Raw genomic sequence first — 16,739 nt, forward strand, 5'->3', positions numbered from 1 at the left:
CCACCAGACCAGCGGTCATGTCCCTGTGCTAGCGTTTCTTCTCTGGGGAACAACGTATTCCCCGCCCAGAAAAACACAGCGACAGCAACCGATGATTGGCAGGTGAACCATGGAACTACGCATCAACCAGAAGACCTACCAGGTCGAGGTGGACGCCGATACGCCCCTGCTGTGGGTAATCCGCGACGACCTGGGGCTGACCGGCACCAAGTATGGCTGCGGCCTGGCCCAGTGCGGCGCCTGTTCGGTGCTGGTGGACGGCAACGTGGTACGCGCCTGTGTCACCCCGGTGGCCGGCGTGGTCGGGCGCGAAGTGACGACCATCGAGGCGGTCGAAGCCGATGCCGTTGGCAAACGGGTGGTCGCGGCCTGGGTCGAGCACCAGGTGGCCCAGTGCGGCTACTGCCAGTCCGGCCAGGTGATGGCGGCCACGGCGCTGCTCAAGCACACCCCTAAGCCCAGTGACGCGCAGATCGACGCGGCCATGGTCAACCTGTGCCGCTGCGGCACCTACAACGCCATTCATGCTGCCGTGCATGCGCTGGCCCAAGGGGAGCAGGCCTGATGAACACGCCAGTCGATACACCGGCCGAACTCCTCAAACTGCAAATGGGCGAAACCGTCAACGTGTCACGTCGGCGCTTTCTTGCCGGCACGGCCGTTGGGGCCCTGGTGCTGGGTTTCGGGCTGCCCATGGGGTCGGCACGCGTACAGGCGGCGACTATAGGCGCCCCGCAACGCGGCACCCAAGTGCCCGCGTTTCTGGAAATTCGCCCGGATGGCACGGTGCGCCTGCTCAGCCCCTTCATGGAAGGCGGGCAAGGGCCCTTCACCGCCATGGCGCAGATCGTAGGTGAAGAGCTGGATGTCGACCCTGCCCATTTCGTGGTCGACAGCGCCCCACCGGGCGAAGCCTATGTCGTCATGGAAAACGGTATGCGCATCACGGGCGGCAGCATGTCGGTGCGAATGAGCTACCCGACCATGCGCCGCCTGGGTGCCCTCGCCCGGGCCATGCTGCTGCAGGCGGGCGCCCAGCAGCTGGGTGTACCGGTCGATGAGCTCTCCACCACGCCGGGTAACGTAGTACATACCACGACAGGCCGTTCCATCCCCTATGGCGAACTTGCCAGCCGCGCCATGGACCTGCCAGTACCCGACCCGGACAGCGTCAAATTGCGCGACCCCAGCCAGTTTCGCTGGATCGGCAAGCCGGTGCGTCGCCTGGACGCCTACGACAAGTCCACCGGCAAGGCGCAGTACTGCATCGACATCAAGGTCGACGGCATGCTCCACGCCGCCGTGCAGCACGCGCCACGCCTGGGCATGACGGTGGGCAGCCTGCGCAACGAAGAGCAGGTCAAGGCCATGCAGGGTGTGCATTCCGTGCATCAGTTACCGGGTGCTGTCGCCGTGGTCGCCGAACGCTGGTGGCATGCCAAACGCGCGGTGGAGGCTATTCAGGTGGACTGGCAAGAGGCGACCGCCGACACCAAGGTGCGGGCGATGCCGGCAGACTTCTCCAGCGATGGCTGGCGCGAGCACCTGGCCACGGTCGAGGGCCCGGCACGTGATGAGGAGAACGAGGGCGATATCACGGGTGCCTTGAGCAATGCCAAGACCAAGGTCGAGGCCAGCTACCACAACCAGTACCTGAACCATGCCCAGCTGGAACCGCCCTCAGCCCTCGCCCGCTTCAACGCGGACGGCACCCTGGACGTGTGGCTGCCCAACCAGGCACCGGACATGTTCCGCGACGACATTGCCAAGCGTACAGGCCTGGAGGCTGCGCAGATCAACCTGCACTCGCCACTGCTGGGCGGCTTCTTTGGCCGCCACTTCCTGTACGACTCGGCCAACCCCTACCCGCAGGCCATTGCCCTGGCCAAGGCGGTTGGCCGGCCGGTGAAGCTTATCTGGAGCCGCGAAGAGGAATTCCTGCGCGATGTACTGCGCCCGGTCGCCATGGTGAAATTCCGCGCCGGCCTGGATGCCGACGGCATGCCGGTGGCCCTCGAAGCGGTAAGCGCCACCGAAGGCCCGACCGAGGCCCTGGCCGGCAAGCAAGGTGAAAAGATCGACCCGACCGCGCTTGAAGGGCTGTCGGGCAAGGCCTACGCCATCGCCAACAAGCGCATCGCGCAGATCTACGTAAAAGGCCCGGCCATGCTCGGCTACTGGCGTTCGGTGGGTAACTCGCTGAACGACTTCTTCTACGAGTCGTTCCTCGACGAACTGGCCGACAAAGGCGGCAAGGACCCGTTCGAACTGCGCCTGCACCTGCTGCGCGACAACCCACGCCTGACCAACCTGCTGAACGCGGTCGCCGACCTGTCCGGTGGCTGGAAGCGCGGCCCTTTCACCGCCGAGGATGGCGGCAAGCGAGCACGCGGCGTGGCCATGGCCTCGCCATTTGGCTCGGAGGCGGCAGTCATCGCCGAGGTGTCGATCGAGAACGGGCAGGTGAAGGTGCACGACATCTGGCAGGCCATCGACCCGGGCAGCATCGTCAACCCGGCAATCATCGAGCATCAGGTGCACGGCGCCGTCGCCCTGGGCCTGTCGCAGACGCTGGTGGAAGAGGCGGTATACGTGGATGGCAAACCACGAGCGCGCAATTACGACCTGTACCCGATCCTGCCGCCTTCACGCATGGCCCGGGTGCATGTGCGCATTGTCGAAAGCGGGGCGAAGATGGGCGGCATTGGCGAGCCTCCGTTACCGGCCGTAGCCCCGGCAGTGGCCAACGCCGTCGCGCAACTGACTGGCCAGCGCGTGCGCAGCCTGCCAATGAGCCGCCACACCTTCAGCTGACCGCACAAGGACCGCTCCATGACCCATCGTTTCGCAAGAACCGCTGGCTGGCTGGCGCTGCCGTGCCTGGTCGCGGCAGGCCTGATGGCCTGGTATGTCACCCGTGAGCCTGCCTCGCCGTTCGTCGATGCACAGGCCAGTGCCGCCGACCCGGCGCTGGTGAGCCGTGGCGAGTACGTGGCCCGACTCAGCGACTGCGTGGCTTGCCACAGCCTGCCGGACGGCAAACCGTTCGCCGGCGGGCTGGAAATGGCCACCCCGCTGGGGGCCATCCACGCCACTAACATTACCCCTGATCGCGACAACGGTATCGGCAGCTACAGCCTCGCCGACTTCGACCGCGCCGTGCGCCAGGGTGTCGCGCCCGGCGGCCGGCGGCTGTACCCGGCCATGCCCTACCCGTCCTACGCCAAGCTCAGTGACGACGATGTAAAGGCGCTGTACGCATTCTTCATGCACGGCGTGCAACCGGCCCGGCAGGCCAACCTGGCCAGCGACATCCCCTGGCCGCTGAACCTGCGCTGGCCCATTGCCCTGTGGAATGGCCTGTTCGCAGCCACCACGCCTTACGCCGACAAGGCCGGGCAGGATGCGCTGTGGAACCGGGGGGCCTACATCGTTCAGGGCCCCGGTCACTGTGGCAGTTGCCACACGCCCCGTGGCCTGGCCTTCAACGAAAAGGCGCTGGATGACAGCGGCAAACCATTCCTGGCAGGCGCCCTGCTCGATGGCTGGTACGCACCGAGCCTGCGTGCCGACCACAACACAGGACTGGGGCGCTGGCGCGAAGACGAGATTGCGCAATTTCTCAAAACCGGCCGCAACCGCCATGCCGTCGTGTTCGGCTCGATGACCGAGGCGTTCAACAACTCCACGCAGTTCATGAGCGACGATGACTTGGCGGCCATCGCCCACTACCTGAAATCGCTTCCCGGCGACCCGCAGCGCGACGGGGCGCCGTGGCAGTACGTGGCCGAGTCGGCAGCAACACAGCTCGACAGCCCGGGCGCACATACCTACGTGACCCGCTGCGCCTCGTGCCACGGGCTGGAAGGCAAAGGCCAGGACCAATGGATGCCGCCTTTGGCGGGGGCAACCTCGGCACTGGCAAAAGAAGACGCTTCGGCGATCAACATTACCTTGAACGGTTCTCAGCGGGTGGTGACGGCGGGGTTGCCTGATGCCTACCGCATGCCGGCGTTCCGGGAGCAACTGAATGACCAGGAGATTGCCGATGTGCTGAGCTTCGTGCGCACGGCCTGGGGTAACCTGGGCGGTGCCGTGAATGCACAGGCGGTGGGCACGTTGCGTGGGCACACCGACCCGGCCAGCAGCAGCCCGATCATTTTACATATGCGCTGAACGGGAGCCTCCATGGAAAGCATCGACCTGCTGGTGCTGCGCACCACCCGAGACTGGCTCGCCGCCGGGCACCGCGTCCTGCTGGCCACGGTCGCCCGCACCTGGGGCTCCTCCCCGCGCCCGGTGGGCTCAATGATGGCCTTGCGCAGTGACGGCCGGGTGGTCGGCAGTGTCTCCGGTGGCTGTATCGAGGATGACCTCATTCACCGTTACACCACCGCCTACGGCGGCCCCGGCATGCCCAATGGCCTGCCCCAACTGGTGCGTTACGGCGTCAGCGCCGATGAGGCACACCGTTTCGGCCTGCCCTGTGGCGGCACACTGGAGCTTGTGCTGGAGTTCGCAACGCCGCTGCAGCACCTCGAACGACTGCTGGCCTGCCTCGATATGGGCAGCCTGGTCCGCCGCGAGCTCAACCTGCACAACGGTGATATCAGCCTGACCCCTACCAGCACGCCTGACCTGTTCAGCTTCGATGGCCACCACATGCTCAGCACCCTTGGCCCGGGCTACCGTTTACTGCTGATCGGTGGTGGCGCACTGGCCGAGTACCTGGCCACCATGGCCCTGTTCAATGGTTTCAACGTTTCGCTGTGCGACCCACGCCCTGAGTACACCGCAGGCTGGAACGTGCCCGGCGTCAACCTGCTGGCCGGCATGCCCGACGACGTGGTCCGCGCCTTCGCGCCGGACCTGCGCAGCGCCATCGTCGCCGTCAGCCACGACCCCAAGCTGGATGATCTGGCCCTGCTCGAAGCCTTGCACAGCCCGGCGTTCTACATTGGCGCCATCGGCTCGCGTCGCAACAGCCAGCTGCGCCGTGAACGCCTGATCGAGCACTTCGGTGAAAGCGAGGCGTCGCTGCAACGCTTGCATGGCCCGATTGGCATCTACATCGGCAGCAAGACACCGGCCGAGATCGCCGTCAGCGTCATGGCCGAAATTCTCGCAGCGAAGAACGACGTCACCCTGCCTGGTGCGGTCAACGTGACCCGGGCCAAGCACGCACGGGAGGCCGCGTACCTTCCTCGCTGATCACTGCCACCGCTCCAGGTTCTGCTGCAACAACTGCTGCGGCAATGCCCCGGCCACGATCTTTTCCATTTCCCGCGCCAGCGCTTCACGCAAATGCGGCCGATTGCAGGACGAATCATGCGAAAGCGCCAGGTACAGCCCTTCGCTGGAGATCGGCGGTTCCAGCACCTGCACAGTGCTGGCAATACCCAAGGTGCGCGCCAGTGCCATGCCGGGGTACTGCTCGTACACGACATAGTCGCTGCGTTTGTGCATGAGTTTTTCGAATGCCTGCCTGGCGCTGGGTACCGCTTCGAGGATGAGGTTGGCCCTGGCAAAGTCGTCGAACTGCTGACCGTGGCTGTTGTTGACCAAGGTCCCACCCTTGCGACCTTTCAGGTCTGCCCATTGGTGGTAGGCAAAGGCATGGTCCTGGCGTACCCAGACCACGCTGGGCGTGTGCAGAAATGGCGGGGTGATGAAGTCCATCTGTTGCTGCCGGGCCTGGGTCATGAAGTACCCGGCCATCAAGTCGATCCGGCCGGTGCGCACCTCTTCCTGGGCGCGCGGCCATGGCCCGCCGTAAATCACCTCGATCTCCAGCCCCAACTGCTTGCCCAAGTACTTGAGCAGGTCAGCGTTGGCACCGATCAGTTGCTGGGGGTTTTGCGGGTCGCGCCACAGGTACGGGGGGTATTCCGGGTTGCCGGTGGCGGTCAACCGCCGGCAAGGCTCTTCCGCTACCGCAGCCAACGGCAGCAGCAGGCACGACAACAGGAGCAAGGCGTGGCGAAAGCAACGCTCGATCATCTACAACCCTCGGCACAAGTTACATCCGGTGACCCGGCGTGGTGGCCAAAGGCTGCCACATCCTGTGATCAACTGCAGCATTCATCTTTGCGGGCTGTAGACAGTCTGGACCCTGTGGGAAAAGTAGATGGGCCTTTCATCGGCTAACGATGAAACGGGTTGTCGGTTACCCTCTCCGGCACTCAGGCGCCCTGACGACGCATCGCCAGGATCGCCGCACCAAACCCGATGAAGGTGGTGCCCACCACCCGGCTCACCCAGCGCGACAGCGACGGCCGGGTCAGCACGCCTTTCGCCCGTGCAGCCAGCGCGGCATATAAGCTCAGCGAAACCAGCGACAACGCCACGAAAATACCGGTCAAGGCCAGGAATTGCGGCAACAGTGCGGCCCGTTGGTCGATGAACTGCGGGAACAGCGCCGTGAAGAACATGGTCGCCTTGGGGTTGGTCACTGCGGTAAGGAACGCCGACTTGTAGAGTTTCAGCGGCGAGGGGCGAACCTTGGCCGCCCCCTCGGTCGTAGCCTGCGCCAGCATCGGGCCTTTTTTCAGCAACTGCCGCACACCCAGGTAGAACAGGTAGCCCGCCCCCAGGATTTTCACGGCATTGAACAGCACTTCAGAACTGGCCAGCAGCGCGCCCAGGCCCAGCATGGCGGCTGCCGACAGGCAGAACAGGCCCGAGCCATTGCCCAGCGACGACCAGATCGTGCTGCGCTGGCCATGGGCCAGGCTGTTGTTGATGGCCATGAGGGTGGCGGGGCCGGGGCTGGCGATAGCGATGGCGGCAACCAGGGTAAACGCTAACAGCGAGTGAACATCCATTTTCAGGCTCTTTAGGCAAATCAGGAAAGGCCCTGTACAGGGCGCGAGGGTTCAGTCGGCATTCTGCCGCTTGGCTGCCTTCTTGACGATAGCCTTCATCCGCGTCGCCGCGCGTTGCACGGTGGCCATCTTTTCCGGCCGTTTCATGCCCCGCCACTTGCGGATTTCGTCACGGGTGCGGCCACAGCTCACGCACAGCTCGCTGTTGAGCTGGCATAACGAAACGCAGGGGTTGTCGATGTCTCTGGCCATGCCACCACTCAGCCAGGCAGTTCTGCCCGCGCACGCTCGGCAGCGCTGTGGAACACCTTGCGCACTTCCTCGGCCTTGACCTTGGTCACCGACCTGGCAGCCAGCAGCTCATCAACCACCCGGATGCACTGGCCCAGGGCGGTGTCCAGTTGCTTGGCGTCAGACGCGTCAGCGATATCACCCAGATAGGGAGCGATGAGGTACACGTAACGGTCCTGCAGCTTCAGCGCTGCCAGCGCGTCGAGGGCTTTCTGGAACCGATCGGCAGCGGCAGGGCTCATGCTCAATTTATCGAAATGAATCAGGCTCACACGATCAGTGGCCATTTTGACGAATCTCCGTTTCCTGGTACGGCCAGGCCCGCAAGCAGCAGCGCTTCTACGGTGCTCGGATGAGCGGGCCCGGGTAATGCCCATCAGGGTACCAGAACCCGAGGCAGAAAGGGCTATTGCCCCCAGAACTAAAAGTATTTGCCAAGTCGCGTAAGGGACGCCCCAGGGCGTTATCGGGACAGGGGCCGCCTTTTCCCGCGCAGGATAATCGCGCCAGCATTCCACCCCGCCGAGGCCGTCATCGAACTCGGTAGCCCACACAACAACAAGCCTGCTCGCGCAGGTAAGCCACAAAGGGGCCTCATCATTCATGGCAAAGGAACACATCACCGAAACGCTCGACCTTGGCGTGACGGACCCCTCGAAAACCGCAGAAGCCCGCCAGGACCGGCATTTCGAGGGCAAACTCGACGGCGTCGTGTTTGGTTTCACCAGCCTCCTGGCAATCGCGTTCGTGCTCTGGGGCTTCCTCAACCAGGCCAGCCTCGCCAGCAGCGCTTCCAGCGCGCAGTCCTGGGTCATTCTCAACTTTGCCTGGTTCTTCGTACTCACATCCACCTTGTTCGTGGTTTTCGTGCTGTGGCTGGCCGCCAGCCGTTATGGCCGGGTGCCACTGGGGCGTGATGGCGAGCAGCCTGAATTCCGCACGGTGTCCTGGGTGGCCATGATGTTCAGCGCCGGCATGGGCATCGGCCTGATGTTCTTCGGCGTGGCCGAGCCGCTGTCGCACTATGTGTCGCCGCCGCCGGGCTCGGCCACCGGGCAGACAAGTGAAGCGATGCAGGTGGCCATGGCCACCACCTTGTTCCACTGGACCCTGCACCCTTGGGCCATGTACGCCATCGTCGGCCTGGTGATTGCCTATGGCACCTTCCGCCGTGGCCGCTCACAGCTGATTTCCGCTGCCTTCCGCCCGTTGATCGGCAAGCATGCCAACGGCCCGCTAGGGCGCATGATCGACATGATGGCAATTTTCGCCACGCTGTTCGGCTCGGCCGCCTCATTGGGCCTTGGGGCCCTGCAGATTGCCGGCGGCCTGGAGTACAACGGCTGGATCGAGAGCCCCGGCAAGCTGTTCTACATCTCGATCATCACCCTGCTGACCATTGCCTTCGTCACCTCGGCGGTGTCGGGCATCGGCAAGGGCATTCAGTGGCTGTCCAACACCAACATGGTGCTGGCACTGGTGCTGGCAGTGTTCGTGTTCATGGTCGGCCCGACCTTGCTGATGCTCAACCTGCTGCCGACCTCGCTTGGCATCTACATCAAGATGCTGCCGGAGATGATGGCCCGTACCAACGCCAGCGGCGGTGAGCAAATGAACAGCTGGCTGGCCGGCTGGACCGTGTTCTACTGGGCCTGGTGGATTTCCTGGACACCGTTCGTGGGCATGTTCATCGCACGCATCAGCCGCGGCCGCACCATTCGCCAGTTCGTTACCGGTGTACTGCTGGTGCCCAGCCTGGTCAGCCTGGTGTGGTTCACCATTTTTGGCGGTGCGGCCATCGATGCCGTACGCGAAGGCGCGTTCCAGCTGGCCAATGGCGCTGTCAACAGCAACCACGCGCTGTACCAGTTGCTCGACAGCTATCCACTGGCCTCAGCGACCTCGGTGCTGGTGATGATCCTGGTGGGCATCTTCTTCGTTTCGGGTGCCGACGCCGCCTCGCTGGTGATGGGCACACTCTCGGAACATGGCACCACCGCGCCCTCGCGGCGCACGGTGATTTTCTGGGGCGCGCTGACCGGTACCGTGGCGGCGATCATGCTGGCGATTGGCGACCCGCGGGACCCGGGCGAGGCGCTGACGGGGTTGCAGAACCTGACCATCGTCGTGGCCTTGCCCTTTGTGGTGGTGATGGTGCTGCTGTGCCTGGCCCTGTACCGCGACCTGCGTAAAGACCCGATGATGCTGCGCCACCTGCGCGGTAACGAGCTGATCGAGAAGGCCGTGCTGTATGGCGCGGTGAAGCATGGCGAGGAGTTCTACATCGTGGTGCAGGAGAAGAAGGCTTCGGTGAAAGTGGCGACAGCGCCGAGCGAAGTCTCTGAAACCTGACTTTTCAAGTCTGCGCGGCCCCTTGTGACCTGCTCCTCCAGGGGACCGCGCAGACTTTCAGATGCTGACTATTCAAATTCCAGGCTGTAGCCCACCCCATAAACCGACCGAATCGGGTCATGCCCCGGCGTCACCGCAATCAGCTTGCGCCGCAGGTTCTTCAAATGGCTGTCCACCGTGCGGTCAGCCACCACCCGGTGGTGCTGGTAGAACAGGTCGCCATCGCTGAGCACCCGTGGCCCAGACTCCTGAAACCAGGGGTTGGTGCGTGGTCCGGAACTGAGAATGCGGGTTTCGATCCATTCACCGCCACGGCGAATGTTGCCGCTGTGCAGCGCTGCTCAGACATCGTTTGCGGTAGCCCCCGCGCGCATCGCCTGGCGCATCTCGGCAACCGAGGCCTCGCACGAGGCCACCGCACAACGCATGGCCAGGATTTCATCGGGCCCCTTGATCAGCCGGGCGAACTCGGTGACTTCCTGGCCGTTGTGTACCTGCACGCCCAAAGCGTCGAGGGCACGCAGGCCGGCCACTTCGATACGGTCCAAGGCCAGGCGGCGGTTGTTGCCAGCGTGGGTGCGCAGCAAGTCGTCGACCTGGGCGCAGAAGCTCCGGGCGTGCCGCCCGCGCAGCTCGCGATGCGCCGCGCGGGCGGCGCTCGATCTCACAGGCGCTGGAACACCCAAGGCAACAACAAAAAAAGCGCCCCATACGGAGCGCCAAAACATCCACCCAAACCAAAGGAGCTGTAACGCTACCCAGGTGAATTCACAGGATCGACAACGGGTACTCCACGATCAGCCGCACTTCGTCCAGGTCCGACTCGAACGCCGTGGCGCGGGTGGTGGCCTGACGTACGCGCAGTGACAAGTCCTTGGCTGCGCCGGTCTGCACCACGTACTTGACCTCGATGTCACGCTCCCAGCGCTTCTGGTCAGTCAGCGGGTTGCCGCCAGCATCGCGGCGCATGTAGAAGGTGTTGGCATTGGAGTAGTCGGCATCGGTGCCTTTACCGTAGCGCGTCATGAACGACAGCCCGGGAATACCGTAAGCGGCCATGTTCAGGTCGTAACGCCACATCCACGAACGCTCCTTGGGCGAGTTGAAGTCGCTGTACTGGATGGAGTTGTCCAGGAAGATCGAGTCGGACTGACGCAGGTAGTCGAAGTCGTCGTCACCGTTGTTGCGCTGGTGAGTCAGGGCCAGGGTGTGGGCACCAAAGCGCACGCCCAGCTTGGCGCTCCAGATGTCGTTGTCGAATGCGCCCAGGCGCTGCTGCCCCTCGTCAACCGCCTTGTAATAGTTGAAGCCGCCAATCAGGGCCAGGTCATCACTCAGCGGGTAGCTGAGGCTGGTGCCGGCGTAGTACTGGTTCCACACATCTTTGAGGCGGCTGCTGAACAGGCTGACGCTGACATGCTCATTGAGCGTGTAGTCACCCCCGCCGTAGGCGATCCACGGCGAATCGACCGGGCCGCCGTAGAAGGCCACGAAGTTCTCCCGCATATCGCTGGACACCGGCTGGCTCATGGCATGCAGGCGCCCGGCCTGCAGGGTGAGGTCCTTGATGCTGGTGTTCTCCAGGGTCACGCCACGGAAGCTTTCCGGCAGCAGCCGTGAATCGCCGGCGGCCACTACCGGGTTGGCCGAGAACACATCGCCCACTTTCAGAACGGTGTCGAACAGGCGCACCTTGGCTGCGCCACCCACCTTGGTGTATTCGTCGCGGGCCTGGCCGTCATGATCGACCGGCAGCACGTCGAACGAGCTGCGCCCGCCGTTGCGGCCGCCGCCGGTGTCCAGTTTTAGGCCGAGCATGGCGAACGCATCCAGGCCGAAGCCGACAGTGCCCTGGGTAAAACCTGACTCGAAACGGGCAATGACGGCGTGGGCCCAGGCTTCGGAATAGCCGTTGTCGGCTGCTTTGTCCGGGTTGTGTGTAGGGGCTGCGGAGTCGCGGTTGTCGCGGTTGAAATAGAAGTTGCGGTTGAGCACGTTCAACGTGCTGCCTTCGATAAAACCTTCTGCGGCGTCGTCCGCCGCCATGGCCAGGTTGCCGACGCCGGAAAGCGCCAGGCACGCAGCCAGTTTCAGGGGTGATCTGCAGGTCATCCGATGCTCCTTGAACGTCGTCTTTATAATTGTGTCGGCGGCCCGAGATTGACGGCCGACAGATAACGCCAAGGTGATCGGCGCATTACAATTGCGTCATCGTCGAGGAAGCGCTCTGGGTAGGGTTCTGCAACATCCTGCAGACATTTCCGACATCAGGTAGTGAACCTGCTGACAAAAAAGCGGTCTTTCGCTGACGGTCAACTCACCGACCGGTTCATCGGCCCAGTCACCGGGCCTACTTTTGTCCTGTTTCAGCGAAGACCCAACATGCCCGATTTCCGCCCAACCGCTTCCGCCCTCCCTGCCCTGCGCGGCGGCCTGATTGCCGCTCTGGTGGCCCTCGCCCTGCCAGCGCACGCCGAAGAGCCCGCCAGCGACGCACGCTGGGTCAGCGACAGCCTGAGCACCTACGTGCGCAGCGGCCCGACCGATGGCCACCGCATTGTTGGAACCCTCAAATCCGGGCAGAAGCTGACCCTGCTCGGCAGTCAGGGCAATTACAGCCAGGTGCGCGGGCAGAACGGCGATGTGGTGTGGATCCTCAGCAACGACCTGCAGGCCGTGCCGGGGCAGAACGAACGCCTGCCGCAGCTCGATGCCCAGGTCGCGGAGCTGACCGGGCAGCTGAAGACCATCGACGACAGCTGGAAGAGCCGCGTGCAGGGCATGCAGGAAACCCTGGATTCACGCAAGAAGCTGAACGACGAACTGGAGGCGCGCAACAAGGCACTGAGCGAGCAGCTTGACCAGAGCCAGTCGGACCTGCGCGATACCCAGGCACGCCTGGGTGACGAGAACAAACAGGTGATGATGCGCTACATGGTGTATGGCGGCAGCATTGCCGGGGCGGGGTTGCTGGCGGGGCTGATTTTGCCGGCGCTGACCCGGGGGCGGAAGAAGAACGACCGCTGGTTCTGACAGTGGGGCCATGCTGCACTGGCCTCTTCGCGGGTTCACCCGCGAAGAGGCCGGAGAAGGCTTACTTGCTACGCGCCTTGTTATAGATGGTCTTGGCTTGGTCCGCCGAGGCCTGGCACTGGGTATAGTCCTTCTTGCTCTGAGCATCCTTGGCATTTTGCATGTGGACTTTGAAGTCATGGGCCATGCCGCCATGCATCGCTTGGCCACTGGCCTTGTGGAAATCCTCAAGTTCCTTGATCTTGGCTGCACAGTTGCCCGCAGGGTCTGCGTGCACAGCAAAACTGAGGACGGAAGCAATCACCAGCAGAGGTATGCATTTCGTGGATTTCATGGAGCGTTCTCCTGGAAAACCATAGGGTTCGTCGAGGCCGGTTCGGCTCGACGCAGCCAAAAGCATAGTAGGCCCGTGCCTGCCCCGCACCCCGTCAGCCCAGCGGTCGCCCGGCTTAAGCCGGCATCAAGCCGCCGCCATGGCGCACCAGCGTTGCCGCGGCAAGGAAATCGCCCAGGCAGGTGAATGCGCCTTGGGTTTCGATCTGGATGTGGCGGCCATCCTGTCGAAAACTCCACGGTGGGCGTCACCGGAGCCTCCAGCGGCCTAGGGTTCGCCCTGGCCGAGGCGTCCTCGAACGCAGCGACAACGTGGTCGGCAACGCCCGTAGCCAGGCGCGCCTGGACCAGGCCGCTGCGCGTCTAGGCAACCCTTCGCGGTTTATCGGCGTGGCGAGCGACATTGCCGAGCCCACTACGGCGCAGCAGCTGTTCGCCACTGCACTGCAAATGTTTGGCGGCGTGGACATCCTGATCAACAACGCCGGCATCTTCATTGCCAAACCCTTTGCCAAATGCAGCGAAGCCGATGTTGACGCACTGGTCGGCACCAACCTCAAAGGCTTTTTCTACCCGGCGCAGGAAGCGGCGCGGGTCATGGCCAGGCAAGGGTATGGGCAAATCATCGCGATCACCGCGTCCATTGCACTGCAACCGGACACCCGCGTGCCGGCCCTGCTGCCGGTACTGGTCAAGGGCGGCCTGAACCAGGCAGTCAAAGGCCTGGCGCTGGAACTGGCGGCCAGCGGTGTGCAGGTGAATGCCGTGGCGCCGGGGATCATCGCCCCCCCCCTGCATGGCGACAATGTGCCGGGGATGGGCGCGTTGTCGCCCAGTGGCCGCACCGGCTCGCCCCAGGATGTGGTGGACGCCGTGCTGTACCTGGTCGATTCACGTTTTGTCAGCGGCGTCATCCTGCCTGTGGATGGCGGCAGTACCGCTGGCACCTGGCACTGACTTGAGGAGCGTTCAACCATGCCTTGTGTACATATTCGCGTAACTGACGAAGGGGTTACTTCCGAGCACAAGCGCCAGCTTATCGAGGGAACGCCCCGCCTGCTGAATGATGTGCTGGGCAAGCCGCCAGCCAGTACCTTTGTGGTGATCGAAGAGGTGCCGACCGATAACTGGGGGGTGGGCGGCGAGACGGTGACCGTGGTGCGGGCATGAGAGCGAGGGTAAAGCCGGCAATCGCTACTGCCGCAACCGCTCCAATGCCTGCAACACATACGCCGTGGCCCGCTCAATCTGGCCTTCCCGGCAGGCAATACCCAACTGCCTCCACAACCCGGGCCGCAGTGGCCGGCGTGCAACGCGCCGGTCCAGCTCGGCCGCCTCGCCCTCCTGCGGCAATAACGTCGCCCCGTACCCGGCGCCGACCAGGCTCTTGATCGCATCGTTGTAATTCAGCTCGATCCGAGGCTCGGGGTACAACCCCGCTGCCGCAAACCACTCCCCTGTCACTCGCGAGAGCTGGGTACTGCTGTCATTGAGGATCAACGCCCTTTGCGCCAGCCAGGCCGGGGTGACCCTGGCCGGTGGCTGCCAGTCGACCGGCACGTAGGCCAGGATCGGATCGCGCCGCCAGGGCGTCACTGTCAGCCCTTTGCCGGCGACTTGCGGCAAAGCCACAAGGCCGATATCCAGCGCGCCTTCACGCAAACGCGCCAGCGATGCCTGGGACGTCAGCACCTGAACCTGCACGTCGATCCCCGGGTGCTCCACGCGCAGGTGCTCCAGCGCCTGTGGCAACAAGTGAGCGATGGCACCGGTGGAGGCGCCCAGGCGCACCCGGCCAGTCAGCCCCTCGACCTGTCGGCGTACTTCGTCCAGCGCCAGGTCGGCGTCGGCCAGCAAGCGCCGGGCGCGGGCCAGCAGTGTTTCGCCAATGGCCGTTGGGCGCACCTGGCCGCGGGCACGGCTAAGTAACGGGGCACCGATACGTGACTCCAGTTCAGCCACATGCAGGCTGATGGTGGGCGGTGCCAGGTTGAGCTGGCGGGCGGCCTCGGCGAAGGAGCCAAGGTCACTGATAACCACCAGGGTGCGCAGGCGGTCGAGGCTGATTTCACGCATGGTCTGTGCTGGCCTTTTCATTCATGAAACATGAACATCAGCATCATGATATTCAAATTTCCATTAACTCAGCCACAGGCGAGCATAGGTCATCCCAACCCTACCGGACCCTGACCATGCACACCCCTGTTGTTTTCATCGATGGCGACCAAGGCACCACCGGCCTGCAGATCCATGCACGCCTGCACGGCCGCAGCGACCTGCGCCTGCTCACCCTCCCCGAAGCCGAGCGTAAAGACCCGCAATGCCGCCGCGAGGCCATCAACAGCGCTGACATCGCCCTGTTGTGCCTGCCCGACGACGCCGCCCGTGAGGCCGTGGCGGCGATCCATAACCCGCAGGTGCGGGTGATCGACGCCAGCTCGGCGCATCGCACCACACCGGGCTGGGTCTATGGCCTGCCGGAACTCGACGAGCAGCAAGCCGAGCGCATTGCCCTAAGCAAACGCGTCAGCAACCCAGGCTGTTACCCTACCGGCGCCATTGCCCTGCTGCGCCCGCTGGTCAAGGCCGGGTTACTACCCGCCGACTACCCGCTGGGCATCCATGCCATTTCCGGCTACTCCGGCGGAGGCCGGACGGCGGTCGAGCGCCACGAACACCCCGGCGCGAGCAAGGCACCGACCCTGCAACTGTATGGGCTGGAACTGGCGCACAAGCACGTACCCGAAATTCAGCAGCACGCCGGGCTGTCAGCACGGCCGGTGTTCATGCCCGGCTATGGGGCCTACCGCCAGGGCATCGTGTTGAGCATCCCGCTGCAACTGCGCCTGCTACCCGGCCAGGTCAGCGCTGACCAGCTGCAGGCCTGCCTGGAACAGCACTACCAGGGCGCCCGCCACGTACAGGTGATGCCGCTGCACCAACAAGGCGCAGCAGCCAACCTTGACCCCGAAACATTGAACGACAGCAACGACCTGCGCCTGGCACTGTACGCCAACCCCGAGCATGGCCAGGTATTGCTCACTGCGGTGTTCGATAACCTGGGCAAAGGTGCCTCGGGTGCTGCGGTGCAAAACCTCGACCTGATGCTCGGTGCATTAAAGGCACAAGGCTGACACGGCAAAACCGGTTAGACTGTACAACCCGCGCCTACACGGCGTGGGCTGTATTCACACCCGCCGGAGCCTGCCCCCCCGATGTTCATCCTGAGCCGCCTCGACAGCGTGCCGCCCGAGTCTTTCCAGAACCAGATCCGCGAACTGGTGATCCACAATGTCGGTGAATTGAGCAGTGTTGCCATCGCCGCCGACAACCCGCTGTACCCGCTGTACCAGTACGGCGTTGGTATGGAAGTGCACCAGTACCTGCAAGCGCTGGACGGCACCCGCGGCCTGGCCGTGGCGCTAACCCTGGCGCTGGTTGCCGAAGCGCCGGACCAGTTGCTTGGCTTTGCCCTGTCGCTGCCGGCCGAGGACGATGAGCAAGCATGCTCATTGGCATTTCTTGCCGTGCGCGACAGCCACCGCCGCCAGGGCATCGCACGCGCCTTGCTGGGCGACCTGCAGGCACGCCATGCCTGTGTGGAACTGAATGCCTTTGCCAATCAGGTGCCTTGGTTTGAGGCGATGGGCATGCAAGTGGTGGCCGCCAATGGGCCGCAGGTGCTCATGAGCAGTACCGGGCTGGCCAGTGGCGCATTGATCGGGCGGTTGGACATTGCGCCGATTTATCAGACGGCAGAAGTGCTGCAGATTCATACCTACCTGCTTAACCAGAAGGGTGAGGATGCGATGATCGAAGCCGAACAGATGCGCGATGAGCGGCTGGATGAATTGACCGTTCAGGCTCAGGAGTGTGTACGTCAGCGCAAGATGGTGCATTGATCTG

The 16,739-nt window shown here is 63.8% G+C and carries 17 protein-coding genes and 2 pseudogenes; 10 read left to right on the plus strand and 9 right to left on the minus strand.

Features of this window, described 5'->3' with window-relative positions; translation table 11 throughout:
- Nucleotides 1-109 precede the first annotated feature (109 nt).
- Genes APH36_RS00795 through APH36_RS00810 form a run of 4 tightly spaced genes read left to right on the plus strand, consistent with a single transcriptional unit; the run spans nucleotide 110 to nucleotide 5,211 of the window.
- Nucleotides 110-565: a (2Fe-2S)-binding protein gene (locus APH36_RS00795; protein ID WP_060497053.1), complete on the plus strand. Its 456-nt coding sequence runs from the start codon at nucleotides 110-112 to the stop codon at nucleotides 563-565.
- Nucleotides 565-2,814 (plus strand): molybdopterin cofactor-binding domain-containing protein, encoded by a 2,250-nt coding sequence (locus APH36_RS00800; RefSeq protein ID WP_060497054.1) that lies wholly within the window; start codon nucleotides 565-567, stop codon nucleotides 2,812-2,814. Before APH36_RS00795 ends, APH36_RS00800 begins: the two co-directional genes overlap by 1 nt.
- Nucleotides 2,815-2,832: 18 nt before the next feature.
- On the plus strand, nucleotides 2,833-4,176 hold the full coding sequence (locus tag APH36_RS00805) for a cytochrome c (RefSeq protein ID WP_060497055.1): 1,344 nt from the start codon (nucleotides 2,833-2,835) through the stop codon (nucleotides 4,174-4,176).
- 12 nt (nucleotides 4,177-4,188) lie between these two features.
- Entirely contained in the window at nucleotides 4,189-5,211 is a 1,023-nt protein-coding gene (locus tag APH36_RS00810; protein ID WP_060497056.1) for an XdhC family protein, read from the plus strand.
- Here APH36_RS00810 and APH36_RS00815 read toward each other — a convergent pair whose 3' ends face one another.
- The 4 genes from APH36_RS00815 to APH36_RS00830 form a co-directional block, all read right to left on the minus strand.
- Complete coding sequence (locus APH36_RS00815) at nucleotides 5,212-6,000, minus strand: ABC transporter substrate-binding protein (RefSeq protein WP_060497057.1); 789 nt, start codon at nucleotides 5,998-6,000, stop codon at nucleotides 5,212-5,214.
- 182 nt (nucleotides 6,001-6,182) lie between these two features.
- On the minus strand, nucleotides 6,183-6,824 hold the full coding sequence (locus APH36_RS00820) for a LysE family translocator (RefSeq protein ID WP_060497058.1): 642 nt from the start codon (nucleotides 6,822-6,824) through the stop codon (nucleotides 6,183-6,185).
- Nucleotides 6,825-6,875: 51 nt separating this feature from the next.
- Nucleotides 6,876-7,076 carry a DUF1289 domain-containing protein gene (locus APH36_RS00825; protein ID WP_060497059.1) on the minus strand — a complete coding sequence of 67 codons (201 nt, stop codon included), beginning with the start codon at nucleotides 7,074-7,076 and terminating at the stop codon, nucleotides 6,876-6,878.
- Between the two features lie 8 nt (nucleotides 7,077-7,084).
- A complete protein-coding gene (locus APH36_RS00830) occupies nucleotides 7,085-7,402 on the minus strand; it encodes a hypothetical protein (protein WP_060497060.1) in 318 nt (105 codons plus the stop codon).
- Between the two features lie 316 nt (nucleotides 7,403-7,718).
- On the opposite strand from APH36_RS00830, the gene APH36_RS00835 reads away from it, so the two are divergent.
- Entirely contained in the window at nucleotides 7,719-9,467 is a 1,749-nt protein-coding gene (locus APH36_RS00835) for a BCCT family transporter (protein ID WP_060497061.1), read from the plus strand.
- A 68-nt stretch (nucleotides 9,468-9,535) separates the two neighbouring features.
- Here the strand turns inward: APH36_RS00835 and APH36_RS33085 are convergent.
- The 3 genes and pseudogenes from APH36_RS33085 to APH36_RS00845 form a co-directional block, all read right to left on the minus strand.
- Nucleotides 9,536-9,766 (minus strand): annotated as a pseudogene (locus APH36_RS33085) (winged helix-turn-helix domain-containing protein); the annotation flags it as partial.
- A gap of 42 nt (nucleotides 9,767-9,808) precedes the next feature.
- A complete protein-coding gene (locus APH36_RS32470; protein ID WP_223623905.1) occupies nucleotides 9,809-10,135 on the minus strand; it encodes a hypothetical protein in 327 nt (108 codons plus the stop codon).
- A 100-nt stretch (nucleotides 10,136-10,235) separates the two neighbouring features.
- Complete coding sequence (locus tag APH36_RS00845) at nucleotides 10,236-11,579, minus strand: OprD family porin (protein ID WP_060497063.1); 1,344 nt, start codon at nucleotides 11,577-11,579, stop codon at nucleotides 10,236-10,238.
- A gap of 270 nt (nucleotides 11,580-11,849) precedes the next feature.
- Between APH36_RS00845 and APH36_RS00850 the strand changes: the two genes are divergently transcribed.
- Nucleotides 11,850-12,500 (plus strand): TIGR04211 family SH3 domain-containing protein, encoded by a 651-nt coding sequence (locus APH36_RS00850; RefSeq protein WP_060497064.1) that lies wholly within the window; start codon nucleotides 11,850-11,852, stop codon nucleotides 12,498-12,500.
- Nucleotides 12,501-12,561: 61 nt separating this feature from the next.
- Here the strand turns inward: APH36_RS00850 and APH36_RS00855 are convergent, their stop codons facing one another.
- Nucleotides 12,562-12,834: a hypothetical protein gene (locus tag APH36_RS00855; protein ID WP_060497065.1), complete on the minus strand. Its 273-nt coding sequence runs from the start codon at nucleotides 12,832-12,834 to the stop codon at nucleotides 12,562-12,564.
- Nucleotides 12,835-13,020: 186 nt separating this feature from the next.
- Here APH36_RS00855 and APH36_RS00860 point away from each other — a divergent pair.
- Together APH36_RS00860 and APH36_RS00865 are read left to right on the plus strand one after the other, a co-directional pair.
- Nucleotides 13,021-13,790 (plus strand): annotated as a pseudogene (locus tag APH36_RS00860) (SDR family NAD(P)-dependent oxidoreductase).
- 18 nt (nucleotides 13,791-13,808) lie between these two features.
- Nucleotides 13,809-14,003 (plus strand): 2-hydroxymuconate tautomerase family protein, encoded by a 195-nt coding sequence (locus tag APH36_RS00865; RefSeq protein WP_060497066.1) that lies wholly within the window; start codon nucleotides 13,809-13,811, stop codon nucleotides 14,001-14,003.
- A 24-nt stretch (nucleotides 14,004-14,027) separates the two neighbouring features.
- Here the strand turns inward: APH36_RS00865 and APH36_RS00870 are convergent, their stop codons facing one another.
- Nucleotides 14,028-14,909: a LysR family transcriptional regulator gene (locus APH36_RS00870; RefSeq protein ID WP_060497067.1), complete on the minus strand. Its 882-nt coding sequence runs from the start codon at nucleotides 14,907-14,909 to the stop codon at nucleotides 14,028-14,030.
- Between the two features lie 116 nt (nucleotides 14,910-15,025).
- Between APH36_RS00870 and argC the strand changes: the two genes are divergently transcribed.
- Together argC and APH36_RS00880 are read left to right on the plus strand one after the other, a co-directional pair.
- Entirely contained in the window at nucleotides 15,026-15,967 is a 942-nt protein-coding gene (gene argC / locus APH36_RS00875) for an N-acetyl-gamma-glutamyl-phosphate reductase (protein WP_060497068.1), read from the plus strand.
- A gap of 81 nt (nucleotides 15,968-16,048) precedes the next feature.
- Nucleotides 16,049-16,735, plus strand: coding sequence for a GNAT family N-acetyltransferase (locus APH36_RS00880; RefSeq protein ID WP_060497069.1), 687 nt, complete (start codon nucleotides 16,049-16,051; stop codon nucleotides 16,733-16,735).
- Nucleotides 16,736-16,739: the final 4 nt, after the last annotated feature.

It is taken from the genome of Pseudomonas sp. NBRC 111133 (genome assembly GCF_001320605.1).
GTDB classification, from domain to species: Bacteria; Pseudomonadota; Gammaproteobacteria; order Pseudomonadales; family Pseudomonadaceae; genus Aquipseudomonas; species Aquipseudomonas monteilii.